Origin of the sequence: Zoogloea oleivorans (assembly GCF_008107625.1) — a bacterium.
Taxonomy (GTDB): Bacteria; Pseudomonadota; Gammaproteobacteria; order Burkholderiales; family Rhodocyclaceae; genus Zoogloea; species Zoogloea oleivorans.
This window is the reverse complement of the sequence record NZ_SDKK01000015.1, coordinates 81,328-106,845: the sequence shown is the minus strand read 5'-3', so window position 1 is coordinate 106,845 and position 25,518 is coordinate 81,328. Positions and strand designations below refer to the sequence as shown.

Sequence of the window (25,518 nt, the reverse complement as noted above, 5' to 3'; positions counted from 1 at the left end):
TCCTGGGGGTCAGTGCGCCACGTGGGCGTTGAGTTTCTTTTGATAGCGGCGCACCAGTTGCGAGGCCGCGAAACAGATGAGGAAGTAAACGACGCCGGCAAAGAGCAGCAGCTCGACCAGCCGGCCGTCCCGGTCGCCGACCTTGTAGGCGGCGCCGAAGAAGTCGGCCAGCGCCGACATGTAGACCAGTGAGGTGTCCTGGAACAGCACGATGGCCTGGGTGAGCAGCAGCGGGACCATGTTGCGGAAGGCTTGCGGCAAGACCACCAGACGCATCGCCTGGCTGTAACTCATGCCCAGCGCCGACGCTGCGGCCACCTGGCCCTTGGGCACGCTCTGGATGCCGGCGCGGATGATTTCCGAGTAGTAGGCCGACTCGAAGAGTGCGAAGCCGATCATCGCCGAGGTGAGGCGCACGTCGGTGTTGGGGTCGAGGTTGAAGAAGCTCCTCAGCAGTTGCGGCACGATGAGGAAGAACCACAGCAGCACCATCACCAGCGGGATCGAGCGGAAGAGGTTGACGTAGCCGGCCGCGAACCACGCCAGCGGTTTGACCGGCGACAGACGCAGCATGGCCAGCAGGGTGCCCCACACGATGCCGAAGATGACCGCGGTGACGGTGATCTCGAGGGAGATCTTCATGCCGTCCCACAGGAAGGGCAGGGCGCCGGGGATGGAGGACCAATCGAAGTCGTACATCTCACTTACCTCCCAGGTAGCCCGGCACGCGGGTCTTGTTTTCGAGGTGGCGCATCAGCGTCATGACCACCACGTTGATGAGCACGTAGAGCAGGGTCACAGCGATGAAGGATTCGTAGGGTTGTGCGGTGTAATCGACCAGCTGGCGCCCTTGCGCAGCGAGTTCGAGCAGGCCGATGGTCGAGCACACGGCGGAGTTCTTGAAAATGTTGAGAAACTCGGAAGTGAGCGGCGGCACGACCAGCCGGAAGGCCATCGGCAGGAGCACGTGGCGGTAGGTTTGCGGCAGTGTGAAGCCCAGCGCCAGGCCGGCGTTCTTCTGGCCACGCGGCAGCGAGTTGATGCCGGCACGCACCTGTTCGCAAACCCGCGCACTGGTGAAGAAGCCCAGGCACACCATGGCCGAGACGAACTGCTGGGTGACCGGATCGAGCTTCTGCTTGAAGGCGTCGCCCAGGCTGGCTGGCAGCAGTTCGGGCAGCACGAAGTACCAGATGAACAGCTGCACCAGCAGCGGCACGTTGCGGAAGATCTCCACGTAGGCGCTGGCCAGACCCGACAGCCACTTGTTGGGCACGGTGCGCAGCACCCCCATCAGGCTGCCCAGCGCCAGCGCGATGAGCCACGCCGACAGGGACAGCAGCACGGTGGTCTGCAGCCCCGACAGCATCCAGCCCAGGTAGGTGCTGTCGCCCGAGGCGGCGGGGCTGAGGAAGATGCCCCAGTTCCATTGGTAATTCATGTTGCTTTCCTTTCCGGGTAGTGATGCCCCTGTGGGTCGGACTTCAGTCCGACAACACGGGCTGAACATGCGCTGTCGGACTGAAGTCCGACCCACGGGGTCAGGGCGGTGCTGAGTACTCCATGCATCGGCTGCAGCTCCTTTGTGTTGCCGCTCCTGGTCAGGGCCAGCGAGGCCAGGCTGCTGGCCTTCCGGGCTGCCTGTGGGTCGGACTTCAGTCCGACAACATGGGCTGAACGTGCGCTGTCGGACTGAAGTCCGACCCACGGGGTCAGGGCGGTGCTGAGTGCTTCATGCATCGGCTGCAGCTCCTTCGTGCTGCCGCTCCTGGTCAGGGCCAGCGAGGCCAGGCTGCTGGCTTTCCGGGCTGCCTGTGGGTCGGACTTCAGTCCGACAACATGGGCTGAACGTGCGCTGTCGGACTGAAGTCCGACCCACGGGGTCAGGGCGGTGCTCAGTACTCCATGAACATCCGCTGCAGTTCCTTGGCCTCGGTGGTCCTGGTCAGGGCCACCGAGGCGAGGATGCGGGCCTTCTGGGGGTTGAGGTCGTGGGCGACGACCCAGTCGTACTTGTCGTCGGGCTGCTCGGCATTGCGCAGCACGAAGCCACCGCCCACCACGCGGGACGAGCGGATGATCTGCACGCCCTTGCCGCGCAGTTCCTGCAGGGCTGGCACCACCGCGCCGCTCACCGAGCCGTTGCCGGTGCCGGCGTGGATGATGGCCTTGGCGCCGCCCTGGGCGAAGGCCCGGTAGGCGGTGGGGGTGGCGTTGCCGTAGCCGTAGGCGATGTCCACCGGGGCCAGCTTGTCGAGCTTGTCGATGTCGAACTCGGTGCCGCTGGTGTGGCGCTTGGCCGGGGCGCGGAACCAGTAGGTCTTGCCCTCGACGATCATGCCCAGCGGGCCCCACGGGCTCTTGAAGGCTTCGGTCTTGATGTTGACCGTCTTGGCCACGTCGCGGCCGGTGTGGATCTCGTCGTTCATGGTGACGAGCACGCCCTTGCCGGCGGAATCCTTGCTGCTGGCCACGGCCACTGCGTTGTAGAGGTTGAGCATGCCGTCGGCCGACATGGCGGTGCCCGGACGCATGGAGCCGACGATGACCACCGGCTTGTCGGTCTTGAGCACGAGGTTCAGGAAGAAGGCGGTTTCTTCGAGGGTGTCGGTGCCGTGGGTGATGACGATGCCGTCCACGTCGGGCTGGCGGGCCAGCGCCGCGACGCGCTTGCCGAGGGTGATCAGGTGTTCGTTGGTGAAGCTCTCGGAGGCGATCTGGAAGACCTGGTCGCCGCGCACGTCGGCCAGGTTCTTGAGTTCCGGCACGCCGGCGATGAGCTTGTCCACCGGCACCTTGGCGGCCTGGTAGGTGGCGCTGTTGGCCACGCTGGTGCCGGCGCCGGCAATGGTGCCGCCGGTGGCCAGGATGACGACTTGCGGCTTGTCGGCGGCGAAGGCGGCCGAACAGGCAACAAACAGGGCGCTGGCGGCAAAGAGGCTGCGGAGCTGTACGGGTTTCATGATCTGGGATTCCTTGTGAACGTGGGGGAGGGGGCGATCAGAAGTTGTGGCGGATGCCGGTGGCGATGGCGCTGTTGTCGAGGCCGGCTGCGGTACCCATGAAACTGTAGGCGCCGCCACCGCCGGTGGTCTTGGCCGAGTCGTTGTCGATCTTGGTATAGAAGGCGTACAGCTTGGTGCGCTTGGAAAGGTTGTAGTTGTAGGCCAGGGTGTATTGCCTGGCGCCGGTGTCGCTGGTGTCACTGTAGTCGCCGGCGACGCCCAGGTTGGCGTGGAATTCGTGGGCACCCATCGGCACCATGGCGGCGAGGCGGAAGTAGTTGCGGCTCTTCTCGTCGCCGAGGGTGGTCTTGGTGGAACGTTCGTACAGCCCGCCGAGTACGAAGGACTGGAAGGTGTAGGCGCCGCCGAAGGTGATCGCCCGGTCGTTGTTGAAGCGGACGGCGGGGTCGGTGTCGAGGTTGGTGGTGCTTTGGGTGGAGGCGTAGCTCAGGGCCGCGTGCAGCGGCCCCTGGTCATAGGCGCCGACGATGCCCAGGTGATGGGGCGTTTGCTTCGAGGCGGTGGATTTGGGCGCTTCGTCGAGCAGGGCGTAGGCCACGTCGAGGGTGAAGCCGCGCACGCTGGGGCTGGTGTACCAGAGGGTGTTGTTCATGCGTCCGCCGGCGGCAGTGGAGTTGCCCATCGTCGCCATCGACAGCAGTGCATCCGACGAGTGGCCGCTGTCGTGGTTGTGCATGCTGATGTAGTCGTAGGTGGCGTAGTACACCGGCCCGAGGGTGCGACCCAGGCGCAGGGTGCCGGGGCTGCCTTTGAGGCCGACGAAGCTGTCGCGGCTGGCGAGGGCGACGGCGTCGCCGCCATCGACGCGCACGCGGCTCTCGATCTGGAAGATCACGGCATTGCCGCCGCCCAGGTCTTCGGTGCCCTTGAAGCCGATGCGCGAGGCGTTATCGACCACCTCGGTGCGGGAGCCGCCTGAGCCAACGGAGACGCGTTCGAAGCTGGCGTTGAGGCGCCCGTAAACCGTCACGTTCGGTTCGGCGTGGGCGGCAAGGCTGGCCAGGGCCGTGAGGGTGGCGAGGGCCAGGCGGGGGTGTGTGGTGGAGGTCATCGGGTTTTCCTGAGCGGGGGGTGGGGTGAGCTGCAAGGGCGTCCGTTGAGACGGATCTGCTTATTCGAAGGCCTTGTCGTTGGGCGCCTTGAAGAGCTTCTGCATGGCGTCGGAGATCGGGAAGTTGAGGTTCAGGCCCTTGGGCGGAATCGGCTGGGTGAACCACTTCTTGTAGATGGCCTCGGCTTCGCCGGAGGTCATGGCCTTGGCCAGGGCGGTGTCGACGACCTTCTTGAAGCCCGGATCGTCCTTTCGCATCATGCAGCCGTAGGCTTCGAAGCTCTGCGGGGTGCCGATCACGGCCCAGTCGGCAGGGCGCTTGGCCTTGGCCAGTTCGCCGTAGAGCAGGGCGTCGTCCATCATGAAGGCGACGGCACGGCCGGTCTCCAGCGTGAGGAAGGACTCGCCGTGGTCCTTGGCGGAGATGATGTTCATGGCGAGCTTCTTGTCCTCGTTCATCTTGCGGATGAGGCGCTCGGAGGTGGTGCCGGCGGTGGTCACCACGTTCTTGCCGGCCAGATCGGGGAAGTCCTTGATGCCGGACTCCTTCTTGGTCATCAGGCGCGTGCCGATGATGAAGATGGTGTTGGAGAAGGCGACCTGGCGGCCCCGTTCGGCATTGTTGGTGGTGGAGCCGCACTCGATGTCGACGGTGCCGTTCTGCACCAGCGGGATGCGGTTCTGCGAGGTGACCGGGGTGAGCTTGACGGCGAGGGCGGGCAGCTTGAGCTCGGCCTTGACGGCGTCGACGACCTTGAGCATCAGCTCCTGGCTGTAGCCGACGACCTGCTGCTTGTCGTCGTAGTAGGAGAAGGGGATCGACGATTCCCGGTGGCCGAGGGCGATGGTGCCGCTGTCCTTGATCTTCCTGAGGGTTGGCGATTCCTGGGCGAAGACGGGCTGGGCGATGCCGGCGATGAGCAGACAGCTGGCGGCAAGCTTGAGGGAGGTGCGCATGATTCGGAACTCCTGCAGAAGGGGTGAAGGGCACGCGGCGCGGTGGCGTCGTCTGCCTTCTCTATTGCAGGGCCTGTGCCAGCTTTTTGCGGGTCGATCAATGCCGCTAAGTCATTGACTTGTATGGGGGCGGTGCCGGCGGGAGGCGGTCCGCCGTTCGGAAAACCGGATGGGTGCCCGATGAGGCATCGGAAATCCGAATGCGTTTTCGGCAGGGCAGCTTCGTCTTGAGGGTAATTTCCGACGGTGCTAAGGTCTTCGCCTGTTCACGAAAGGTTCGTCACCATGCGCCGCTCCCTGATCCTGTTCGCCCTTACGCTGCTGCCCGCGCCCGCATTTGCCGATGTGGCGTGCGAAACCCATCCCAAGTCCGAATGGCGGCGCGAGAACGAAGTCCGGGCCCGCCTCGTTGGCAAGGGCTACCAGATCCGCACGCTCAAGGTGGATGAGCAGTGCTACAAAGTTGAGGGGCGTGACAAGGAGGGTCGCAAGGTGGAGGTGCGCCTCGACCCCAAGACCCTGGCCATCGTGCATTCAGAGTTCGAGGATTGATTGCCCGGGCGGGCTGGTAAAATGACCGGCTCGCTATTCTGCCTACGGACCGAACCGCCATGCCGAACCTGACCCTCACCCGCCCCGACGACTGGCACCTGCACGTGCGCGATGGCGCCGCCCTGGCTGCCGTGGTGCCCGATACCGCCCGCCGCTTCGGCCGCGCGCTGATCATGCCCAACCTGCGTCCGCCGGTGACCACCGTCGAGCAGGCCGCCGCCTACCGGGCGCGCATCCAGGCCGCGGTGCCGGCCGGGCTCAAGTTCGATCCGCTGATGACGTTGTATCTCACCGACACCCTCAAGCCCGAAGAGATCGACAAGGCCGCGGCCAGCGGCTTCATTCCCGCCGCCAAGCTCTACCCGGCCGGCGCAACGACCAACTCGGATGCGGGTGTCACCGACATCGCCAAGGTGTATCCCGTTCTCGAACGGATGGCGGAAAAGGGCATTGCCCTGTGTGTTCATGGCGAGGTAACTCATGCTGACGTTGATATCTTTGATCGCGAGCGCGTCTTTATCGATCGCGTACTGGCGCCGCTTGCAGCGCGCTTCCCGGCCCTGCGCATTGTCTTCGAGCACATCACGACGGCCGAGGCAGCGCAATTCGTGAGCGAAGCAGGGGCCAACGTGGGCGCCACCATCACCGCCCACCACCTGCTCCTCAACCGTAACGCAATCTTCGCTGGCGGCATCCGTCCGCATCACTACTGCCTGCCGGTGCTCAAGCGTGAAACCCACCGCGAAGCACTGGTGCGGGTGGCCACGTCCGGCAGCAACAAGTTCTTCCTCGGCACCGACTCGGCACCCCACGCCAAGAGCACCAAGGAAGCCGCCTGCGGCTGTGCCGGCTGCTACACCTCCCACGCCGGCATCGAGCTGTACGCCGAAGCTTTCGAGCAGGCCGGCGCGCTGGACAAGCTGGAAGCCTTTGCCAGCTTCAACGGCCCCGACTTCTACCGCCTGCCGCGCAATACCGAGACCATCACGCTGGCCAGGGAAAGCTGGGACGTGCCGGCCGGCTTCGACTATCTGCCCGGCGATCCGCTGGTGCCCCTGCGCGGTGGCGAGCAGGTCCACTGGAAGCTGGTCTGAGCCTTAACCTGTGAGCCGACGATGCGCCTGAACCTCAAGTCCCTGCTGATCCTCGCTGCCGTGCCCTTTCTCGCTGCCTGCGAGAACGAAGGCATTGCCTTTCTCATCGGTGGCAGCAAGGATGAATCCCTCTCCCTGCTGCGGGAACAGCGCTGGTTCTGGAGCGACGAGGTGGAGCAGGCCATCGTTGTGTCGCGCATGCCCACCTGCCTGCGCCGCCACGAGATCAGGCCCGGCGTGGCAGGCAGCGTGAAGGTCGAGGTGTATGAGGCCGGCGACTACATGTGGGCTCTCAAGCAGGGCAAGAACTGGTATCTCGTCGGCACTGAAAACTGCGAACTGCAGCGCTGGAAGGACGCGCCCGACGAGCCGCCGGGCAAGCTCGCCGGCACCTTCAGCCGCAAGAGCGGCCAGCTCGAATTCATCCCCGCCGAACAGCCCGCCACACCGATCAAACCGCCCGACGAGTGATCGCGGGGCCTGCGTTTTTGTGGGTCGGACTTCAGTCCGACAACGCAGGTTCAGCGTCCGACAGCACGGGTTCAGCGTCCGAGTCGGACTGAAGTCCGACCCACATGGATGGCGGGATGGTCGTCTGTTGAGGCGGCGCTGTGTGGGCGATTGCTCCGTGCATCGCATCAGGCGCTGACCGATCAAACCGCCCGACGAGTGATCGCGGCCTGTGTTTTGTGGGTCGGACTTCAGTCCGACAGCACGGGTTCAGCGTCCGAGTCGGACTGAAGTCCGACCCACATGGATGGCGGGATGGTTGCCTGTTGAGGCGGCGCTGTGTGGGCGATTGCTCCGTGCATCGCATCAGGCGCTGACCGATCAAACCGCCCGACGAGTGATCGCGGCCTGCGTTTTTGTGGGTCGGACTTCAGTCCGACAGCACAGGTTCAGTGTCCGAGTCGGACTGAAGTCCGACCCCCATGGATGGCGGGATGGTTGTCTGTTGAGGCGACGCTGCGTGGGCGATTGCTCCGTGCATCGCATCAGGCGCTGACCGATCAAACCGCCCGACGAGTGATCGCGGCCCGCGTTTTTGTGGGTCGGACTTCAGTCCGACAACGCGGGTTCAGCGTCCGACAGCACAGGTTCAGTGTCCGAGTCGGACTGAAGTCCGACCCCCATGGATGGCGGGATGGTTGTCTGTTGAGGCGACGCTGCGTGGGCGATTGCTCCGTGCATCGCATCGGGCGGTGACCACCGCCCCGATTTGAAGGAAAATGGCGGGCCAGCCGGATGCTGTCGGGGTTTTTCCTGTCGCGCCGGCCCCGAATTCTTTCTTCTGGAATCGATCATGCTGCAGAAACTCTCCGCCTTTCCCGGCGTTCCGGGCCCGGTTGTCGTCATCGTCATGGACGGTTACGGCGTTCCCAAGACCGACGTCGGCAGCGCCATCGCCGCCGCCCGCAAGCCGACCCTCGACCGTTTGTTTGCCGAATGCCCGAACATCACCCTGCGTGCCCACGGCACCGCGGTGGGCATGCCCTCCGACGACGACATGGGCAACTCGGAAGTCGGCCACAACGCTATCGGCGCTGGCCAGGTGTATGCCCAGGGCGCCGCGCTGGTGGCCGACGCCATCGCCAACGGTGCCATTTGGCAGGGCGAGGCGTGGCAGCAGATCGTGGCGGGCGCCAAGGCCGGGCGTGGCGTGATTCACTTCATCGGCCTGTTCTCCGATGGCAACGTGCACAGCCACATCGATCACCTGAAGGCGATGGTCGTGCAGGCCAAGGCCGAGGGCATCCAGACCGTGCGCATTCACGCCTTGCTTGACGGCCGCGACGTGCCCGAGACCAGCGCCCTCGACTACGTGGTGCCCTTCGAAGCCTTCCTGAAGGATGTCAGCGTTGACGGCTTCGATGCCCGCATCGCCTCCGGCGGTGGCCGCCAGTACATCACCATGGACCGCTACGACGCCAACTGGCCGATGGTGGAAAAAGGCTGGAAGACCCACGTGCTGGGCGAGGGCACGCAGTTTGCCAACGCCACCGACGCGGTGAACGGCCTGCGCGACAAGCACCCTGGTACCATCGACCAGGACCTGCCGGAGTTCGTCATTGCCGACGGCGGCAAGCCCATCGGCACCATCGAGGACGGTGATTCGGTCGTCTTCTTCAACTTCCGTGGCGACCGCGCCATCGAAATCACCCGCGCCTTCGTCGAGGACAGCTTCGACAAGTTCGACCGCGTGCGTGCTCCCAAGGTCACCTACGCCGGCATGCTCCAGTACGACGGCGACCTGCAACTGCCCAAGCGCTTCCTCGTCGCCCCGCCGGCCATCAAGGACACCTCCGGCGAATGGTTCAGCAAGGCTGGCCTTGCCCAGTTTGCCTGCTCCGAAACCCAGAAGTTCGGCCATGTCACCTACTTCTGGAACGGCAACCGCTCCAACAAGTTCGACGGCGAAACCTGGCAGGAAGTCCCCAGCGACGTGGTGCCCTTCGAGCAGCGCCCGTGGATGAAGGCCGCCGAAATCACCGATGCCATGATTGCCGCCATCCACACTGGCAAGTACCGGATCCTGCGCTGCAACTACGCCAACGGCGACATGGTCGGCCACACCGGCAACTTCCGCGCCGCCACCATGGCCGTCGAAGCCGTCGACCTGGCCCTCGCGCGCCTGCTGCCGGCCATCGAAGCCGCCGGCGGCGTCGCCCTGATCACCGCCGACCACGGCAACGCCGACGAGATGTTCGAACTCGACAAGAAGACCAAACAGCCCGCCCTGCACAAGGATGGCTCCTACAAGGCCAAGACCGCCCACACCCTCAACCCGGTGCCGCTGGTGCTCTTCGACAAGGTCAGTGGCGGCAAGCTCGGCCTCACGCAGACGCCGACCGCCGGCCTGTCGAGCATTGCGGCCACGGTGGCGAACCTGCTCGGGCTGGAGAAGCACGCCAAGTGGGACGAGGGCGTGCTGGAAGTGAAGTAAGTCTTGTGTCTGGGAGCCCTGGGTCAGGCTTGAGGCTGGCTGGCCAGGGCGTCCATGACCTGCCGGGCTACCTTGAGGCCGTCGAAGGCGCCGGTGCGCCGGATCAGCGGTTGCCAGCCGCGCCAGATCAGGGAGCGCCGCCGGTCCATTTCGATGACCCGAATATCCGGACGCTTGGGCAGGCTGTTCCACGGGAGCGGCAGCCCGAGGCTGGCCTGTTCGTGGGCAAAGTTCTGCTGGTCGCGCAGCATCGACGGGTAGAGGGCGACCTGCGGCTTGTCGGCGCACAGCAGTGCAAAGACGTGGGTCGGGCCGGTGTCGCCGCCGACGAAGATGTCTGCGGCGAGCATCTCGGCAAGCATCCGCTCGAAACCGCCGATGAATTGCGCGGCGGTGGGGTTGAGCAGCACCACTTCGCAGCCCTGCCGACGGAGCGCCTCGGCGAGCTGGTTGGCATCCTTGCGTCGCCAGCGCCGCGCCAGGTTGTAGGGGGCGTCGTCGAGTACGTGGATCAGCACCCGCGGGCGCCCGGGCGGTGATTTGGCGCGCAGTTCAAGGGCCAGGCTGGTCACGCTCTCCGGCAGGCTCTCGAAGTGGCCCGCATGGGGGGCGAGGGCGAAGGCGTTGGTGACGGTGATCCACAGGTTGCCCTGCTGCCATTGGGGCAGCGCCGCCAGGGCGATCTGTTGCTCTGTCCAGTCGACAAAGGTCTTGGCGAAATAGCGTGGCAGCGGGAAGTCGGCCGACAGCGTGGGGTGCCGGTCGATCGCCGCGAAGCGTTCGCCGGAAAGGCGGTGGCGGTGCTGGGCAAACCAGGCGCAGGCCATCCGGTCGCCGAGCCGCATTTCGCTGACGTCGATGTAGGCAGTGACCCGTCCGATGCTGGACGGGGTGCCGGTGTGGTCTTCCGGTGAAGTGGCGCGCTGCACGTGAGTGATCCCTTGTTCTCAATGACCGGCGCCGCAGCCCTGCAGGCTGGCCGACGCGAAGTGGTCGCGAAGTTTAAGGGATCGCCTCCGGCAGCGCACCTCCGCTCTGGCGATCAGCGGTTCTTGAACTCGGCCTTGCGCTTCTCGACGAAGGCGGCCATGCCTTCCTTCTGGTCTTCGAGGGCGAAGGCCGAGTGGAAGACGCGACGTTCGAAGAGCAGGCCTTCGTTGAGGCTGCTTTCGAAGGAGCGGTTCACCGATTCCTTGATCATCATGACCACCGGCAGCGAGTAGCCGGCGATGGCGGTGGCGGCCTTGAGGGTTTCTTCGAGCAGTTGCTCGGCGGGGATGATGCGGGCGACGAGGCCGGCACGTTCGGCTTCGGTGGCGTCCATCATGCGGGCGGTGAGGCACGGAAGACCGGACTAGCCGTTGTCAACGGTGCTGCTGGCATGTATGGGGCTGCTTTTGGCCCAGCGAAGTCCCACGGGCGCAGGACGAGCCATCGAGCTTCAATGGCTTATTTTTCGTCCGGCACGGCAACAAGTTGGCGGAGATTCCATCGACCCAGTACGGCGAACTGTACAAACGGTTTCTCGGTGGAATGTAGGAGGAGTTGGCCGGACTAAAGTAATTCATAGTGACTCGTTTGACGGACTAACTCTAATTGGGTACGAGGCGGATGGTCAGTAAGGTTGGCCGATGGCCGATAACGCCCTTTAATTGCGCTATTAGTAAGCGCTCAGCGGTAACTCATCAGAACTCCCGCTAACAACGGCGGCCCCTCCGGCCACCGTTTCCTTTCCTGGCGCTTGGTCGTCCTTAACTGGGCGGACCCACCCGATCTCACTCCTCCGCCACCCCCTTCACCACCCGCTTCGGTTTGCTCCGTTCCGACTTCTTCTTGAGCCCCAGCGATGCAACTTGATCCGAGTCGGGGCCGAATAGGGCGCGGGCTTCGTTTTTGGCGCCGAGGATGATTTCGTGGAAGTCGCGCTGGGCGGTGAGGAGGGCGTCGCGGGCGGCGGAGAGGGTGTTGTGGGCGTGGATGGCGGCTTCTTCGACGGTGCGCAGGCGGGCGAGGGCATCGGCGGCGGACGGCAGGGCGTAGCGGGCGTTGTGAGGGGTGTAGTTGTCGATCACCTTGAGTGCCAGATAGGTTTCGATGTCGGCTTCGATCTGTTGCGGGGCGATGCGGGGGTTTGCGGCGCTTGCCATGTCTTCTCCTTTCGGTTGCTCTGCGGTTTGCGTACGTGCGGGGTTCGCTACACTACGCCATGGTATGCATTTGGGGCAAGCGGATGGCATTGTTGCGCTTGCGGGTTCGATATGCAGGCTTGCGAGTCGATCTCGCGGCCTTGCGAATTGAATTTGCAGGAGTGTGGATTCGACTCGCGGTGCTGCGGGTTCTTTACGCGGGCTTGCGCATCGATATCCGGTTCGGGTGAGTCGAATTCACGGGGTGGCGAGTCGTGTGCACGGCGTGTGGCGTCGATCGTACAGGTGCGTGACAAGATTTCGTGCCTAGCTGATATCAATAATGACAATTTGTTTCCGATATGAAAGCATCGGGAGTTCTGCTATTCCGGGCTTGCATCCCGGTTCGGTGCCATCGGTGTGACAACAAGACCAACAAGGAAATATCAAATGTTCAATGCGAAGCGGCGGTATGTGGCGATTGCGGTGGCCGGACTGATTCTGGCGGGTTGTGCGAGCGCGCCGGGCAATGGCAAGGGCACCGATACGGATTCGGCCAAGCGCAATGCGGTCAAGGTGACGCAGACCACTCGTGGTGCGCAGATCACTTCGGACGACCGCATCCTGTTTGATACGGGCAAGTCGGACGTCAAGCAGGAGGGGCAGGTCTTTATCGAGCGGGTTGCCAAGATCCTGAAGGAAAAGACCAAGGCCAACGTGGCCATCGAGGGTTACACCGACAACGTGGGGGCGGCCAACCTGAACCAGACCCTGTCCGAGCGTCGTGCGGCTTCGGTGAAGCAGGCGCTGGTGGCCAAGGGCGTGGCGACCACCCGGATCACCGCGACGGGTTTTGGCATGAATAAACCGGTGGGCGACAACAACACGGCCGAGGGGCGTCAGGCCAACCGCCGCACCAACATCGTGGTGCTGGGCGAATCGGTGGAGAACATCGGCGGCACCTCCCTGGGCGATCGCTTGTCCGAAGGGCTGGGCGAGTTTCTCAAGAGTGCCGGGGAAGTGATGAACAAGGTGTTCGGTTCCGATTCCAAGAACTGAGCTGGTGCGTGATGGAAATGAAGCTAGCCATCACACGCCTGGCGCTGGGCCTGCTGTCCGTTTGGGCAGTGCAGGTCCAGGCCGCCGACGCAGGGGGCGCAGTGGCTGCCCCCGATGCACCGGAAGTCATCGACACGATTGAGGCCGACACCTCGAAGGCCATTCTCAAGCGTTTCCGGGCCGACAACCCCAGCGCGCGGGAACACAAGCTGGGGCTTGTTTCCGAGGCCTTTCAGGAGGATGCCAGCAATCCGGCGCTGAAGCTCGAACGCATGTGGGTGGGCGAAAAGGGCACGCTGCTCGAAATCCTCGGGTTGCATCGCAAGGGCCGTCCGGAAAGCGCGATCATTTCGTATTCGAGCCTGCGCCTGCGCGACAAGGTGGGCTTTCAGCATCAGCCGCTGGGGTATGAAGGCGTGACCGAATTGCGGGACAAGCGCGGCGGTTCGGCCCTCGTCGTGCAGCCGGGGGATACTTTCTACCTGCTGATGCCGCCCATCGACGATCTGCAGTCGCATGCGCTGATCTACCTTGGCTGGGACGGCAAGCCGTCGAGTTATTTCGACCGCATCGATCCGCGGTTTCGCGAGCGTTACGACGCGTCAGCAAAGACGGCGATGGCGGCGGATGCGACGCCGGAGCAGATGAAGGACTTTCTGGTTGAGTTTGCCCGTCGTGACCCGGACAACAAGGCGCCGAAGGTCTTCCTCGCGCTGATCAACAAGATGCGCGCGCAGAACACTTTCGAGGGCTATTACCACGCCTATCTGCTGATCAAGGATCCGGCCGATGCACGGGCCGCGCAGAAGCTCATGCGCAGCGACGAGCACCGGGCAATGATGGAAAACTTGGCGGTGGCCACGCTGGTGGACAAGAGCCGTCTGCTGGACATGGATTTCCGCCTCAACCCGGGGCAAACCACGTCGGGTGAGGGCCGCTGCTGGATGTTGTGCCGCTACAACTTCACCGCCCAGCGTGCGGTCAGCGGTACGGTGACGGTGCGTGCCAGGCAAAGCGGAACGCCGATTCGCCTGCGTTTGGGTACTTACCGGGTGACCCTCTCCACCGAGCTGCTGCTGCCTCGTCATGGCCTGCAGGCGTCGAACTGGCTGGGCAACTTCGACAAGCGTGCCGACGACGTGCGCACCGGGCAGGTGACGGTGACACTGAGTCCACCCGATTACACGGCTACCGTGCCGGTGAATTTCGGGCAGGTTCAAGTGGCCTTCTTTCAACGCGGTTCGGCAGGCGGCTACACGGCCTACTGGGCCGATGGAGACGGGCGCGCTACGCTCGGTTTCAAGAGCATGGAGTTGCTGAAATGATCGGGCGTCTGGTGTGGTGCGTGGTGCTGGGCTTGGCTGCACTGCCGGCATTAGCAGAGGACATCAATTTCAGCGATCTCCAGCGTCCCGGTGCCGGGCTATCGCGCAGTGCGATAGTTCCGGGTTTGGCAGATGAAGGCGCGAATTTCATCACCCGATTTTCAGAGGTCGACAAAGGGCGGGTTGAGGATCTGCGACGTTTAATGACGTCGAGTAGTGGTACTTCTCATGCATCTGAAAGCTCTTCATCAACGACCAAAGGCGGCGGCAAGAGGGCAGATGCGAGCTCTAGAACTTCAGCGGAGCCGGAAAAATCGGGGTCTATTGAGCGGATCAAGGAATTCTGGCTGCTTAAGGACGAAAACAAGGCGATCGTTGTGCGCTGCGCTAATGGGAGAGAGAAGAGCTATAACTACTTCCCGAAAACTGGCCGCTATTGCACGACAATGATGACTTGTAATTCAAGTGAAGAGTGGGTGCAGCGAGCCGTCTGCTATTAGGACGATTGGGGTGAATTAAAAAGGGGCCGTAGCCCCTCGCACCTCCGTGTTCCTGAACGACGCTTACTTGTTCTTGAACTGGGCCTTGCGCTTTTCGACGAAGGCGGCCATGCCTTCCTTCTGGTCTTCGAGGGCGAAGGCCGAGTGGAAGACGCGACGTTCGAAGAGCAGGCCTTCGTTGAGGCTGCTTTCGAAGGAGCGGTTCACCGATTCCTTGATCATCATGACCACCGGCAGCGAGTAGCCGGCGATGGCGGTGGCGGCCTTGAGGGTTTCTTCGAGCAGTTGCTCGGCCGGGATGATGCGGGCAACGAGGCCGGCGCGTTCGGCTTCGGTGGCGTCCATCATGCGGGCGGTGAGGCACAGGTCCATGGCCTTGGCCTTGCCGACGGCGCGGGGCAGACGCTGGGTGCCGCCGGCACCGGGCAGGATGCCGAGCTTCACTTCGGGCTGGCCGAACTTGGCGGTATCGGCGGCGTAGATCATGTCGCAGCTCATCGCCAGCTCGCAGCCGCCGCCGAGGGCGAAGCCGGCCACTGCGGCGATCACCGGCTTGCGACAGGTTTTGACGCGCTCCCAGTTGCGGGTGATGTAGTCGCCCTTGTAGACGTCCATGTAGTCGTAGGTGGCCATCATGCCGATGTCGGCGCCGGCGGCGAAGGCCTTGTCGGAGCCGGTGATGACGATGCAGCCAATGGCTTCGTCGGCTTCAAAGCCGTTGAGGGCCACGACCAGCTCATCGACGAGGGCGTCGTTGAGGGCGTTGAGGGCCTTGGGGCGGTTGAGGGTGATGAGGCCGACCTTGCCGCGGGTTTCGACGATGATGTTCTGATAGTCCAATTTGTTCTCCTGTTGCTGCTGTTATCAGATTGCCCCCGCCATGCGCAACGCGTCGATCTCGTCCGGGGCAAAACCCCAGTCGGAAAGCACGTCTGCGCCCGTGGCACCGACTACGGGCGGACGCGGTTGCGCGGGAATACTGCGGCTGAAGCGGGGTGCCGGGGCCGGCTGGATGACTCCGCCGACTTCGATGAACGTGCCGCGGGCCTGATTGTGCGGGTGTTCGGGCGCTTCGTCCATGTCGAGCACCGGCGCCACGCAGGCGTCGCTGCCTTCCAGCAGCGCACACCATTCGTCGCGTGTGCGGGTTTCGAGGTGGGCGGCGAGGCGGGTCTTCAGCTCGGGCCAGCGGGTGCGCTCCCACTGCTGCTTGAAGTCCGGGTCGGTGATGCCGGTCTTTTGCAGGAACAGGGTGTAGAACTGGGGTTCGATGGGGCCGATGGAAATGTACTTGCCGTCGGCACAGCGGTAGGTGTCGTAGAAGTGGGCGCCGCCATCGAGCAGGTTGCTGCCGCGTTCCTGCGTCCAGTTGCCCATGGCCTTGAGGGTGTACATCATGGTCATCAGCAGGGCCGAGCCGTCGGTCATGGCGGCATCGACCACCTGGCCCTTGCCGGAGCTGCGTGCTTCGAGGGCTGCGGCGAGGACGCCGACCACCAGCAGCATGGCGCCACCGCCACAGTCGGCAACCAGGTTGAGCGGCACCACCGGCTTGCCGCCGGGCTCGCCGATGGCGTGCAGTGCGCCGGACAGGGACAGGTAGTTGATGTCGTGGCCAGCGGCGTTGGCCAGCGGTCCGGTCTGGCCCCAGCCGGTCATGCGGCCGTAGACGAGACGCGGGTTGGCGGCGAGGCAATCGTCCGGGCCGAGGCCGAGGCGTTCCATCACGCCGGGCCGGAAGCCTTCGATCAGCACGTCGGCGCTGGCTGCCAGTTGTTTGGCGGCGGCGAGGCCTTCGGGCTTCTTCAGGTCGAGGCTGACGACCCGCCGGCTGCGGTTGAGGATGTCGATCTTCGGGTCGAAGAGTTCGGATGCCGGCTTGGCGCCCGCCGGCAGCTTGCGCTCGATGCGCACGACCTCGGCGCCCAGGTCGGCGAGGATCATGCAGCTCATCGGGGCCGGGCCGAGGGCGGCGAATTCAACGATCCTGATGCCGTGGAGTGGTCCCATGCTGTCTCCTCTTTTTTATTGAGCGCCCTTGTGGGTCGGACTTCAGTCCGACAAGCCGGTGCTGAAGCCGTGCTGTCGGACTGAAGTCCGACCCACAGGGGGGATTTACTCGGCGGCGATGGCGCGGCCGATGACCAGCCGCTGGATGTCGTTGGCGCCTTCATAGATCTGGCACACCCGCACGTCGCGGTAGATGCGCTCGACACAGGACTCGTCGGTGTAGCCGCAGCCGCCGTGGATCTGGATGGCGTCGGAGCAGACCTTCTCGGCCATCTCGGAGGCGAACATCTTGGCCATCGAGGCTTCCTTGAGGCAGGGCTTGCCGGCGTCTTTCAGGGTGGCGGCGCGCCACACCATCAGGCGGGCGGCGTCGAGCTGGGTGGCCATGTCGGCAAGGCGGAAGTTGACCGCCTGATGCTCGATGATCGGCACGCCGAAGGTGACGCGTTCCTTGGCGTAGCGGACGGCGGCTTCAAAGGCGGCGCGGGCCATGCCGACGGCCTGGGAGGCGATGCCGATGCGGCCGGCTTCGAGGTTGGAGAGGGCGATCTTGTAGCCTTCGCCTTCCTTGCCGAGCAGGGCGGTGGCCGGCACGCGGCAGTTGTCAAAGACGATCTGCGCAGTGTCGGAGGCGTGCTGACCCATCTTCTGTTCGATGCGGGCGACGGTGTAGCCGGGCGTGGCGGTGGGCACCAGGAAGCACGAGATGCCCTTCTTGCCGGCAGCCTTGTCGGTCACCGCGAAGACGATGGCCATGTCGGCGTGCTTGCCGGTGGTGATGTAGTGCTTGACGCCGTTGATGATGAAGTCGTCACCGTCGCGGTCGGCGCGGGTGGTGATGGCCGAGGCATCGGAGCCGGTGTGCGGCTCGGTCAGGCAGAAGCAGCCGAGCTTTTCGCCACGGGCCAGCGGCTTGAGCCATTCTTCCTTCTGGGCGTCGGTGCCGTACTTGTTGGTGATGCCGCAGGGCAGGGAGTTCTGCACCGACACGATGGTGGAGGTGGCACCGTCACCGGCGGCGATTTCTTCGAGCGCCAGCACGAGGCTCATGTAGTCCATGCCGGCACCGCCCCATTCTTCGGGCACGCACATGCCGAGGGCGCCGAGCTCGCCGAGTTCCTTGAGGGCCTGGGCGGGGAAGGTGTGGTTCTTGTCCCACTCGGCCGCGAAGGGCGCGAGGCGCTCCTGGGCGAAGGCGCGGAGGGAGTCGCGGATCATTTCCTGTTCTTGGGTGAGGATCATGGTGTGGGTTTCCTTAGAGCATTTCCACGGCCAGGGCCGTGGCTTCGCCGCCGCCGATGCACAGGCTGGCGATGCCGCGCTTGCCGCCGGTCTTCTTCAGCGCGCCGAGCAGGGTGACGATGATGCGGGCGCCGGAGGCGCCGATGGGGTGGCCGAGGGCGCAGGCGCCGCCGTTGATGTTCACCTTGGCGTGATCGAGCTTGAGGTCATGGATGGCGGCCATGGTGACGACGGCGAAGGCTTCGTTGATTTCCCACAGGTCCACGTCGGCGGTGGTCCAGCCGGTCTTGGCGAGCAGCTTCTGCATGGCGCCGACCGGGGCGGTGGCGAACAGGGCCGGCTGGTGGGCGTGGGTGGTGTGGCCGACGATCTTGGCGATGGGCTTGAGACCCTTGGCGGCGGCGGTGGAGGCGCGCATCAGCACCAGCGCGGCGGCGCCGTCGGAGATGGAGCTGGAGTTGGCCGGGGTCACCGTGCCGTCCTTGCGGAAGGCCGGCTTGAGGCTGGGAATCTTGTCGATGTTGGCCTTGGGCGGCTGCTCGTCGCTGGCGATGGTCACGTCGCCCTTGCGGCCGGCGACGGTGACGGGAGCGATTTCCCACTCGAAGGAGCCATCCTTGATGGCGGCCTGGGCGCGGGTGGTGGAGGCGATGGCGTAGGTGTCCTGGGCTTCGCGGGTGAAGCCGTAGTTGCCGGCGCAGTCTTCGGCGAAGGTGCCCATCAGGCGGCCCTTGTCGTAGGCATCTTCGAGGCCGTCGAGGAACATGTGGTCCAGCACCTGGCCGTGGCCGAGGCGGTAGCCGCCGCGGGCCTTGGGCAGGATGTAGGGCGAATTGGTCATGGACTCCATGCCGCCGGCGATCATCACTTCATTGGTGCCGGCCAGCAGCAGGTCGTGGGCCAGCATGGTGGCCTTCATGCCGGAGCCGCACATCTTGTTGACGGTGGTACAGCCGGCCGACAGGGGCAGGCCGCCGCCTAGGGCCGCCTGACGGGCCGGTGCCTGGCCGAGGCCGGCGGGCAGCACGCAGCCGAAGATCACTTCTTCGATGGCTTCGGCAGAGATGCCGGCGCGCTCGACGGCGGCCTTGATCGCCACGCCGCCCAGCTGGGGCGCGGTGAGGGCAGCGAAATCACCCTGGAAGCCACCCATCGGGGTGCGGACGGCGGAGACAATGACGACAGGATCGTTGGTGGTGGTCATGGGGGAAAACCTTTCGTGAATTCGGGTGGCGTTGGCAGGAACTGAAGGGCCAGACCTGTGGGTCGGACTTCAGTCCGACAGCCAGTGCCTGAGCGACGCGTGAAGTCGGACTGAAGTCCGACCCACAGAGTGGTAGCGGGCGTTCTTCTTACTTGGCGGCCATGCGGATGGCGCCGTCGAGGCGGATGACTTCGCCGTTCAGGTAGGCGTTGGCAAAGATGTGTTCGACCAGCCCGGCGTATTCGGCCGGCTTGCCCATGCGCGAGGGGAAGGGAACCATCTTGCCGAGGGCGTCCTGCACGTCGGCGGGCATGCCGAGGAGCATCGGGGTTTCCATGATGCCCGGGGCGATGGTCATCACGCGGATGCCGGAGCGGCACAGTTCGCGGGCGATGGGCAGGGTCATGGCGACCACGCCGCCCTTGGAGGCGGCATAGCCGGCCTGGCCGAGCTGGCCGTCGAAGGCAGCCACCGAGGCGGTGCTGACGATCACGCCGCGCTCGCCACCGGCGTTGGGTTCGTTCTTGACCATGATTTCCGCAGCCAGACGGATCATGTTGAAGCTGCCCACCAGGTTGATATTGATGGTGCGGGCGAAGCTTTCCAGCTTGTGGGCGCCTTCGCGGCCAACCACCTTTTCGGCCGGGGCGATGCCGGCACAGTTCACCAGGCCGCGCAGGGTGCCCATTTCGACAGCGGCGGCGAAGGCGCCCTTGGCGCTCTCTTCGCCGGTCACATCGGTGGCAACGAAGCGGGCGTTGGTGCCCAGTTCGGCGGCCAGCGCTTCGCCGGCTTCCTTGTTCACATCGGCCAGTACGACCTTGCCGCCATTGGCGACGATCATCCGCGCGGTGGCCGCGCCCAGGCCCGAACCACCGCCGGTCACCACGAATACGTTGTTCTGGATTTCCATGTATTTCTCTCCTCGTTCTTGTGGGTGGATACAGTTAGCCGCGCCGGGCGCGATGCGTGGCGCAGTCTAGGCACAAGCGGCCCCGGGCTCCATGCCGAAATCGCTCAATGTGAATGGTAGAATTTGCCACATCAAGAGGCTGCAATCCCTTTCTACCGCCCGGGTTCCGATGAGCGAGCGTACGCCCGACAAGGGCACCATCTCCATCAGTTTCGTCCAGGAGGCGCTGGCGGGCGTTCGTGCGCATGGCATCGACACGCTCGATCTGCTGAATCGCGCCGGCATTTCGCCGGAACTCCTCAATGCACCGCAGGCGCGGGTCTCGTCGGCGCACTTCGGCGTGCTCTGGCATCTGGTCGCCCAGGCCATGGACGATGAGTTTTTCGGCATGGACTCTCACCGCATGAAGGCTGGCAGCTTCACGCTGCTGTGCCACAGTGTGATTCACTGCGACACGTTGGAGCGGGCCTTGCGGCGGGTTCTGCGCTTCTTCCGGGTGGTGCTTGACGACATGGAGGGCGTGCTGCTGCGGGAGGGCGAGACGGCGCGGGTAGTGCTGGTTGAGCGGGATGTGGCGCCGCGCCGGGCCTTTGCCTACGGCACCTTCCTGATCATGATCCACGGCCTCGCCTGCTGGCTGATCGGCCGGCGCATTCCGCTCAACCATGCGCGCTTTCGCTGTGCCGAGCCCGATTACAGCCCCGAATGGCGGGTGCTCTTCTCGCCCGAGCTGGGTTTCGCCGCGACGGAGACGGCGATTGCCTTTCCGGCCGAATACCTGGATATGGCCAACGTGCAGAACGAGCGCACGATGAAGATTTTCCTGCGCAGCGCGCCGGCCAACTTTCTGGTCAAGTACCGCAACAGCGAGGGCCTGGTGGCGCGCATCCGGCGTCAGTTGCGGCACATTCCGCCGGACACCTGGCCCGATTTCGAGACCCTTGCGCAGCAACTGCATTTCTCGGGGTCCACACTGCGCCGCCACTTGATCGACGAGGGCCAGTCCTACCAGTTGATCAAGGACGATCTGCGTCGCGACTTGGCGATCAGCCAGTTGAGCCACTCCGACAAGTCGGTGCTCGACATTGCCCTCGACCTGGGTTTTGCGGAGGCCAGCGCCTTCCACCGGGCCTTCAAGAAATGGACCGGCACCCGGCCGGGGGAATACCGGCGCGCCCTGGCCGGCCACCAGGCCTAGCGGGAGACCAGCAGATGGCGAGCGACCTGAAACCCCCCGCCCCGGCGCGTCGCTTTCGTCTTCCGCTGCATATCCACATCTCGACGCTGTTCTTCCTGCTGGTGCTGATCGCCGGCGGGAGCATCGCGTGGGTGTCTTACGTGCGCAGTGCCGAAATGCTGGAGCGGGCGGCGGGGGATCTGCTGATCCGGATTTCCCGTCAGACCGTTGCCGAGATCGAGAGTCTGATGCAGCCGGTGAATGCCTCGGTGCGGCTTCTTGCCCTCCAGCCGGTGGCCCGCGCCACCACGCTGGCGGACAGGCGGAGCGGCTTGCCGGCCTTTCGCGAGGCCTTGCGGGCGGCGGAGTCGGTGTCGGCGTATTACATCGGCTACGGGGACGGGGACTTCTTCATGCTGCTGCGTCTGCTCAGCGATGCTGACCGTCGCCAGCTTGCCGCGCCGCCCGGTGCCGCCTATGTGATCCAGAGCATTGCCGGGGGCGAAGGGCATTTCATCTTCCTCGACGAGGGGCTGGCCGAGCTGCGGAATGACCCGCGGCCAGACTATCCGGGCAGTTACGACCCCCGTCGACGCAGCTGGTATATCCAGGCCCTGGGTAGTGCCGAGCCGATCCAGACTGCGCCTTACCTGTTCGCATCGACGCGCAAGCCGGGGGTTACCGTGGCCCGGCTGGCCGATACCGGCCGGGCGGTGGTGGGAGCCGACATCCGCCTGGCCACCCTCGACGAAACCCTGCGGCGTCAGCGCATCACGCCGGGCTCGCAGTTGGTGCTGTTCGATGACGATCTGCGGGTGGTGGCCTACACCGAGCCGGACTGGCTGGCGGCCGCCATCAACGGCACGGAAACCGAGAGGCCAAAGGTCACCAGCCTGTCCGGTGGTGCGCTGGCGGCTCTTGTGCAGCGGGTGCCCCGGGCCGAAGGGGGGGACGATCTGCCGCTCACCGCCTTCAGCGCCGGAGGTCGTGACTGGCATGGGGCGGTGGCCCGGTTGCCGGTGCGCGGCGGCCGGCCGCTGTATCTGGGGGTGGCCATTCCCGATGAGGAATTCCTCACCGACGCGCGGGCAATCCGCGACCGTTCCATCATTGCCACCCTGCTGGTCATATTCCTTGCGCTGCCTTTCACTTATCTGGCGGCCCGGCTGGTATCGCGACCGATCCGCGAACTGGCGGACGAGACTGCGGCGATTCGCCGTTTCGACTTTTCCAGCCCGGTGGCGACGCGTTCGGTGGTGCGCGAGGTGGACGATCTGGCCACCGACCTGGCGGCCATGAAGCGGGCGGTCCGGCGCTTTCTGGACATTGCCTCGGTGATGGCCGAGGAGTCCGATTTCGACCGTCTGCTGCCGCGCCTGGTGGACGAGACGGTGGGGGTGGTTGGGGCCCGTGCCGGTGTGCTCTACCTGGCCCGGGATGACAGCGAGGTGCTGGATCCGGCAGCCTTGCGGGATGCCTCCGGCACCAGCCTGGCCCTCGAACTGGCCCCGCCCGGGGCGGACATGGCCGGGCTGGTTTCAGCCGGCGAGCGTTCCGGCGTTGGCGACCTGAACGCCGGGCAGGGCGCCAGGCGTCACTGCGCGCCGCTGTTCGGTGCCCTGGAGGCATCCCACATGGCCTACCTGGCGGTTCCTCTGCTCGACCGCAAGCATGCCCGTCTGGGGCTGCTGGTGTTGTGGTTCGACGAGGCGCCGGCGGCCGACCTGGTGCATTTTGTCGAGGCCCTGTCCGGTTCGGCGGCGGTGTCGGTCGAAACGCGGGCCCTGATCCGCGCCCAGAAGCAGCTTTTCGAGGCCTTCATCCAGCTTCTGGCCGGAGCCATCGACGCCAAGAGCCCTTACACCGGCGGGCACTGTGCCCGGGTTCCGGAGCTGACCAAGATGCTTGCCCAGGCGGCCTGTGATGCGACCCACGGGCCCTTCCGGGATTTCAGCCTCGGCGCCGAGGACTGGGAAGCCGTGCATGTGGCCGCCTGGCTTCACGACTGCGGCAAGGTGACGACCCCCGAATACATCGTGGACAAGGCGACCAAGCTGGAAACCATCCACGACCGCATCCACGAAATCCGCCTGCGCTTCGAATTGCTCAAGCGGGATGCCGAGATCGCCTGCTGGCAGGCCATTGCTGGCGGAGCGGACAGGGCAACGGAAGAGGCCCGGCGGGTGGCTATATGGGCGACGCTCGACGAGGAGTTCGCCTTCGTCGCATCCTGCAACGTCGGGAGCGAGGAGATGGCGCCGGCGCGCATCGAGCGCCTACAGCAGATCGCCGCACGCCGCTGGCTGCGCACCCTCGACGATCGTCTGGGCGTGTCGCCCGAGGAGCGCCGTCGCATGGGGCCGGGGCCTGCGCTGCCGGTGGCCGAGCCGCTCATCGCCGACAAGCCGGAGCACCGCTTCGCGCGGGGCGCCGAAGACGTGATACCGGCCGACAATCCGTGGGGCTTCCGCCTGAAAGTGCCGGAGCTGCTCTACAACCGCGGTGAGCTGCTCAATCTGTCCATCTCTCGGGGCACCCTCACCGAGGAGGATCGCTTCAAGATCAACGAGCACATCGTGCAGACCATCCGGATGCTCGCCGAGCTGCCTTTTCCGCGGCACCTGAAGGCGGTGCCGGAGATTGCCGGCGGGCATCACGAGAAGATGGATGGCACCGGCTACCCGCGCGGCCTGACTCGCGGGCAGATGAGTCCGGTGGCGCGGATGATGGCCATCGCCGACATTTTCGAGGCGCTGACGGCCATTGACCGGCCCTATAAAACAGGCAAGAAGCTGTCTGAGGCGGTGGCGATCATGGCCCGCATGCGCGACGAGGGTCACATCGACCCGGACATCTTCGCGCTGTTCCTGCGTGCCGGCGTGTATCGCGATTACGCGGAACGCTTCATGCAGCGGGCGTATGTGGACGAGGTGGATGTGGAGAAGGTGCTTTAGCCGCCAAAGTTTGCGGCCGCCAGGGCCGTGAGCCAGCCGCCGGCAACCACGCCAGCCGGGAACAGCAGGCGCATGCGGTTGGGGAAGGGGTAACTCTCGATACGACGGTAGAACAGTGCGCCGCCGGCGATGCTGAGGGCCAGCGCGATGACCATGCCGAGGGCGTTGATTACCGGATTGGCCGGGAACAGGGTGGTGATGGTGGCGTTCACCAGCAGGCACAGGGGGAAGTGCACCAGGAACACCGAGTACGAAATCCGGCTCAGGGCCAGCAGGGGGGCCGGAACCGGCAGGGTGTTCAGGAAGCCGGATGCGCGCGCCAGGCCAAGAAACAGCATGACTCCGGCAGCGATGGCGATGCGCTCGCGGAAGTCCACCGCCAGCGCGGCGGTGGCGAGCAGGGCGAGCAGGCCCAGCCAGCGGCCTGCGTACGTCCGGCCCGAAGCCCACCAGGCCATGATCCCCAATCCGAAGGCGCCAAAGAAGTAGAAGGCCGATTCGTCCCAGAGATTGTCCCGGTTGAAGCCGAACAGGGAGGCGATGGTCATGCCGCCGATAAGGAGCGGCGCGGCCGCCTTCAGCCACGGGTGGTGGCCGGCGAAGCGGCCCGGCAGCCACAGCAGCAGGATGGCCAGTGCAAACAGCTGGAAGTCGATGGCCACGTACCAGACGCCGGCGGACAGGGCTTCCTGGTCGAGCAGGTCATGCAGCAGCAGCACATGCGCAAGCAGCTGGGGCAGGTCGGGCGCGGCGGACAGGGAGTGGTGATCCATCCACACTCCGGCGACAGCCGAACAGCAGACGGCCAGCAGCAGGGCGGCCGAGTAGGGCACGACCAGCCGGGTGTAGCGTTGCAGCAGCAGGTTGAGCGGGGCCTTGATCGAGGCGACGCCATGGGGCGCGAACTTGGCCGCAAAGAGGAAGCCGGACACCACCAGGAAAACCTGCACGGCCATGCGCGCGTAGATGTCCAGGCCTTCGATCAGCGCGGGCATCAGGGGCTTGGCGATGTCGGCCATCGGGCCGTAGAAGGCCAGGTGGTGCAGCACGATGAGCACGCAGGCGATGGCCTTGAGGGCGTCGACCGCCGGCATTCTTGAAGCGTTACTGCGCATGTCTCGCGCGTCCTCCGGCAAGCAGGAATCGGTGCTCAACATGCGCCAGGGACGACCTTGCGGGCCGGCCCTGGCAGGTGTGATCTGAGGAAAAAAACGAAACCATCCCGCCGGTGACAAGACCGGGGAGACGGAGAGACGTGAGCAGCCAGATCCAACCGGAAACCGCGGACGCTGCGGCGCGCACTGCGGCTGTTGAGCGTTAATCCATAATTATACGCGCGAGGAATGGGAACGCGCCCCTTGTGAACCCGGAATGGGCACAAGGG

General features: G+C 64.9%; 22 protein-coding genes and 1 pseudogene. 9 read left to right on the top strand and 14 right to left on the bottom strand.

Annotation, left to right across the window (positions count from 1 at the left end; genetic code table 11):
- Positions 1-9 precede the first annotated feature (9 nt).
- From gltK to ETQ85_RS16275, 5 genes are all read right to left on the bottom strand, one after another.
- The gene (gltK, locus tag ETQ85_RS16300; RefSeq protein WP_148580138.1) at positions 10-699 is read right to left on the bottom strand and encodes a glutamate/aspartate ABC transporter permease GltK; all 690 of its coding nucleotides are present in this window, start codon (positions 697-699) and stop codon (positions 10-12) included.
- A 1-nt stretch (position 700) separates the two neighbouring features.
- Complete coding sequence (locus tag ETQ85_RS16295; protein ID WP_148580137.1) at positions 701-1,441, bottom strand: amino acid ABC transporter permease; 741 nt, start codon at positions 1,439-1,441, stop codon at positions 701-703.
- A gap of 454 nt (positions 1,442-1,895) precedes the next feature.
- Positions 1,896-2,963 (bottom strand): asparaginase, encoded by a 1,068-nt coding sequence (locus tag ETQ85_RS16285; RefSeq protein WP_148580135.1) that lies wholly within the window; start codon positions 2,961-2,963, stop codon positions 1,896-1,898.
- Positions 2,964-3,000: 37 nt separating this feature from the next.
- Positions 3,001-4,077: a porin gene (locus ETQ85_RS16280; RefSeq protein WP_148580134.1), complete on the bottom strand. Its 1,077-nt coding sequence runs from the start codon at positions 4,075-4,077 to the stop codon at positions 3,001-3,003.
- 60 nt (positions 4,078-4,137) lie between these two features.
- Positions 4,138-5,034 (bottom strand): glutamate/aspartate ABC transporter substrate-binding protein, encoded by an 897-nt coding sequence (locus ETQ85_RS16275; protein ID WP_148580133.1) that lies wholly within the window; start codon positions 5,032-5,034, stop codon positions 4,138-4,140.
- 285 nt (positions 5,035-5,319) lie between these two features.
- On the opposite strand from ETQ85_RS16275, the gene ETQ85_RS16270 reads away from it, so the two are divergent.
- From ETQ85_RS16270 to gpmI, 4 genes are all read left to right on the top strand, one after another.
- Positions 5,320-5,586, top strand: coding sequence for a PepSY domain-containing protein (locus ETQ85_RS16270; RefSeq protein WP_148580132.1), 267 nt, complete (start codon positions 5,320-5,322; stop codon positions 5,584-5,586).
- Between the two features lie 59 nt (positions 5,587-5,645).
- Positions 5,646-6,680, top strand: coding sequence for a dihydroorotase (gene pyrC / locus ETQ85_RS16265; protein WP_148580131.1), 1,035 nt, complete (start codon positions 5,646-5,648; stop codon positions 6,678-6,680).
- A 21-nt stretch (positions 6,681-6,701) separates the two neighbouring features.
- A complete protein-coding gene (locus ETQ85_RS16260; protein WP_148580130.1) occupies positions 6,702-7,151 on the top strand; it encodes a hypothetical protein in 450 nt (149 codons plus the stop codon).
- An 832-nt stretch (positions 7,152-7,983) separates the two neighbouring features.
- Positions 7,984-9,624, top strand: coding sequence for a 2,3-bisphosphoglycerate-independent phosphoglycerate mutase (gene gpmI, locus ETQ85_RS16255; protein WP_148580129.1), 1,641 nt, complete (start codon positions 7,984-7,986; stop codon positions 9,622-9,624).
- A gap of 23 nt (positions 9,625-9,647) precedes the next feature.
- On the opposite strand, the gene ETQ85_RS16250 is transcribed toward gpmI, so the two are convergent.
- The 3 genes and pseudogenes from ETQ85_RS16250 to ETQ85_RS16240 form a co-directional block, all read right to left on the bottom strand.
- Positions 9,648-10,553 (bottom strand): glycosyltransferase family 9 protein, encoded by a 906-nt coding sequence (locus tag ETQ85_RS16250; protein WP_148580128.1) that lies wholly within the window; start codon positions 10,551-10,553, stop codon positions 9,648-9,650.
- Positions 10,554-10,666: 113 nt separating this feature from the next.
- A pseudogene (locus tag ETQ85_RS16245) lies at positions 10,667-10,966 on the bottom strand (enoyl-CoA hydratase-related protein); the annotation flags it as partial.
- Positions 10,967-11,399: 433 nt separating this feature from the next.
- Positions 11,400-11,771, bottom strand: coding sequence for a hypothetical protein (locus tag ETQ85_RS16240; RefSeq protein ID WP_148580127.1), 372 nt, complete (start codon positions 11,769-11,771; stop codon positions 11,400-11,402).
- Between the two features lie 429 nt (positions 11,772-12,200).
- Between ETQ85_RS16240 and ETQ85_RS16235 the strand changes: the two genes are divergently transcribed.
- The 3 genes from ETQ85_RS16235 to ETQ85_RS16225 are packed head-to-tail and all read left to right on the top strand — an operon-like array spanning position 12,201 to position 14,634.
- Positions 12,201-12,809, top strand: coding sequence for an OmpA family protein (locus ETQ85_RS16235; RefSeq protein WP_148580126.1), 609 nt, complete (start codon positions 12,201-12,203; stop codon positions 12,807-12,809).
- 17 nt (positions 12,810-12,826) lie between these two features.
- On the top strand, positions 12,827-14,134 hold the full coding sequence (locus ETQ85_RS16230; RefSeq protein ID WP_148580125.1) for a hypothetical protein: 1,308 nt from the start codon (positions 12,827-12,829) through the stop codon (positions 14,132-14,134).
- Positions 14,131-14,634 (top strand): hypothetical protein, encoded by a 504-nt coding sequence (locus tag ETQ85_RS16225; protein ID WP_148580124.1) that lies wholly within the window; start codon positions 14,131-14,133, stop codon positions 14,632-14,634. The genes ETQ85_RS16230 and ETQ85_RS16225 overlap by 4 nt, the downstream gene beginning before the upstream one ends.
- Positions 14,635-14,697: 63 nt before the next feature.
- Here the strand turns inward: ETQ85_RS16225 and ETQ85_RS16220 are convergent, their stop codons facing one another.
- The 5 genes from ETQ85_RS16220 to ETQ85_RS16200 all read right to left on the bottom strand — a co-directional run bounded on the left by ETQ85_RS16220 (position 14,698) and on the right by ETQ85_RS16200 (position 20,003).
- Complete coding sequence (locus tag ETQ85_RS16220; RefSeq protein ID WP_148580123.1) at positions 14,698-15,474, bottom strand: enoyl-CoA hydratase; 777 nt, start codon at positions 15,472-15,474, stop codon at positions 14,698-14,700.
- A 24-nt stretch (positions 15,475-15,498) separates the two neighbouring features.
- The gene (locus ETQ85_RS16215; protein ID WP_148580122.1) at positions 15,499-16,644 is read right to left on the bottom strand and encodes a CaiB/BaiF CoA transferase family protein; all 1,146 of its coding nucleotides are present in this window, start codon (positions 16,642-16,644) and stop codon (positions 15,499-15,501) included.
- Between the two features lie 105 nt (positions 16,645-16,749).
- Positions 16,750-17,886 carry an acyl-CoA dehydrogenase family protein gene (locus ETQ85_RS16210; RefSeq protein ID WP_148580121.1) on the bottom strand — a complete coding sequence of 379 codons (1,137 nt, stop codon included), beginning with the start codon at positions 17,884-17,886 and terminating at the stop codon, positions 16,750-16,752.
- Positions 17,887-17,899: 13 nt separating this feature from the next.
- Positions 17,900-19,090 carry an acetyl-CoA C-acetyltransferase gene (locus tag ETQ85_RS16205; RefSeq protein WP_148580120.1) on the bottom strand — a complete coding sequence of 397 codons (1,191 nt, stop codon included), beginning with the start codon at positions 19,088-19,090 and terminating at the stop codon, positions 17,900-17,902.
- Between the two features lie 148 nt (positions 19,091-19,238).
- Positions 19,239-20,003 carry a 3-hydroxyacyl-CoA dehydrogenase gene (locus tag ETQ85_RS16200; protein ID WP_148580119.1) on the bottom strand — a complete coding sequence of 255 codons (765 nt, stop codon included), beginning with the start codon at positions 20,001-20,003 and terminating at the stop codon, positions 19,239-19,241.
- Positions 20,004-20,172: 169 nt separating this feature from the next.
- Here ETQ85_RS16200 and ETQ85_RS16195 point away from each other — a divergent pair, with 169 nt between their 5' ends.
- Positions 20,173-21,201, top strand: coding sequence for an AraC family transcriptional regulator (locus ETQ85_RS16195; RefSeq protein ID WP_148580118.1), 1,029 nt, complete (start codon positions 20,173-20,175; stop codon positions 21,199-21,201).
- 14 nt (positions 21,202-21,215) lie between these two features.
- Positions 21,216-24,134 carry an HD domain-containing phosphohydrolase gene (locus tag ETQ85_RS26980; protein WP_148580117.1) on the top strand — a complete coding sequence of 973 codons (2,919 nt, stop codon included), beginning with the start codon at positions 21,216-21,218 and terminating at the stop codon, positions 24,132-24,134.
- Here ETQ85_RS26980 and ETQ85_RS16185 read toward each other — a convergent pair.
- Positions 24,131-25,249: an acyltransferase family protein gene (locus ETQ85_RS16185; RefSeq protein ID WP_148580116.1), complete on the bottom strand. Its 1,119-nt coding sequence runs from the start codon at positions 25,247-25,249 to the stop codon at positions 24,131-24,133. The genes ETQ85_RS26980 and ETQ85_RS16185 overlap by 4 nt on opposite strands.
- Positions 25,250-25,518 lie beyond the last annotated feature (269 nt).

Excerpts from the sequence above, each read along its gene's own strand:
- ETQ85_RS16295 (WP_148580137.1), bottom strand. The coding sequence starts at position 1,441 with ATGAATTACCAATGGAACTGGGGCATCTTCCTCAGCCCCGCCGCCTCG.
- ETQ85_RS16205 (WP_148580120.1), bottom strand. The coding sequence starts at position 19,090 with ATGACCACCACCAACGATCCTGTCGTCATTGTCTCCGCCGTCCGCACC.
- ETQ85_RS16280 (WP_148580134.1), bottom strand. The coding sequence starts at position 4,077 with ATGACCTCCACCACACACCCCCGCCTGGCCCTCGCCACCCTCACGGCC.
- ETQ85_RS16270 (WP_148580132.1), top strand. The coding sequence starts at position 5,320 with ATGCGCCGCTCCCTGATCCTGTTCGCCCTTACGCTGCTGCCCGCGCCC.
- ETQ85_RS26980 (WP_148580117.1), top strand. The coding sequence starts at position 21,216 with ATGGCGAGCGACCTGAAACCCCCCGCCCCGGCGCGTCGCTTTCGTCTT.
- ETQ85_RS16230 (WP_148580125.1), top strand. The coding sequence starts at position 12,827 with ATGAAGCTAGCCATCACACGCCTGGCGCTGGGCCTGCTGTCCGTTTGG.
- ETQ85_RS16195 (WP_148580118.1), top strand. The coding sequence starts at position 20,173 with ATGAGCGAGCGTACGCCCGACAAGGGCACCATCTCCATCAGTTTCGTC.
- ETQ85_RS16235 (WP_148580126.1), top strand. The coding sequence starts at position 12,201 with ATGTTCAATGCGAAGCGGCGGTATGTGGCGATTGCGGTGGCCGGACTG.
- ETQ85_RS16285 (WP_148580135.1), bottom strand. The coding sequence starts at position 2,963 with ATGAAACCCGTACAGCTCCGCAGCCTCTTTGCCGCCAGCGCCCTGTTT.
- pyrC (WP_148580131.1), top strand. The coding sequence starts at position 5,646 with ATGCCGAACCTGACCCTCACCCGCCCCGACGACTGGCACCTGCACGTG.
- ETQ85_RS16210 (WP_148580121.1), bottom strand. The coding sequence starts at position 17,886 with ATGATCCTCACCCAAGAACAGGAAATGATCCGCGACTCCCTCCGCGCC.
- ETQ85_RS16215 (WP_148580122.1), bottom strand. The coding sequence starts at position 16,644 with ATGGGACCACTCCACGGCATCAGGATCGTTGAATTCGCCGCCCTCGGC.
- ETQ85_RS16225 (WP_148580124.1), top strand. The coding sequence starts at position 14,131 with ATGATCGGGCGTCTGGTGTGGTGCGTGGTGCTGGGCTTGGCTGCACTG.
- gpmI (WP_148580129.1), top strand. The coding sequence starts at position 7,984 with ATGCTGCAGAAACTCTCCGCCTTTCCCGGCGTTCCGGGCCCGGTTGTC.
- ETQ85_RS16185 (WP_148580116.1), bottom strand. The coding sequence starts at position 25,249 with ATGCGCAGTAACGCTTCAAGAATGCCGGCGGTCGACGCCCTCAAGGCC.
- ETQ85_RS16200 (WP_148580119.1), bottom strand. The coding sequence starts at position 20,003 with ATGGAAATCCAGAACAACGTATTCGTGGTGACCGGCGGTGGTTCGGGC.
- ETQ85_RS16275 (WP_148580133.1), bottom strand. The coding sequence starts at position 5,034 with ATGCGCACCTCCCTCAAGCTTGCCGCCAGCTGTCTGCTCATCGCCGGC.
- ETQ85_RS16240 (WP_148580127.1), bottom strand. The coding sequence starts at position 11,771 with ATGGCAAGCGCCGCAAACCCCCGCATCGCCCCGCAACAGATCGAAGCC.
- ETQ85_RS16260 (WP_148580130.1), top strand. The coding sequence starts at position 6,702 with ATGCGCCTGAACCTCAAGTCCCTGCTGATCCTCGCTGCCGTGCCCTTT.
- gltK (WP_148580138.1), bottom strand. The coding sequence starts at position 699 with ATGTACGACTTCGATTGGTCCTCCATCCCCGGCGCCCTGCCCTTCCTG.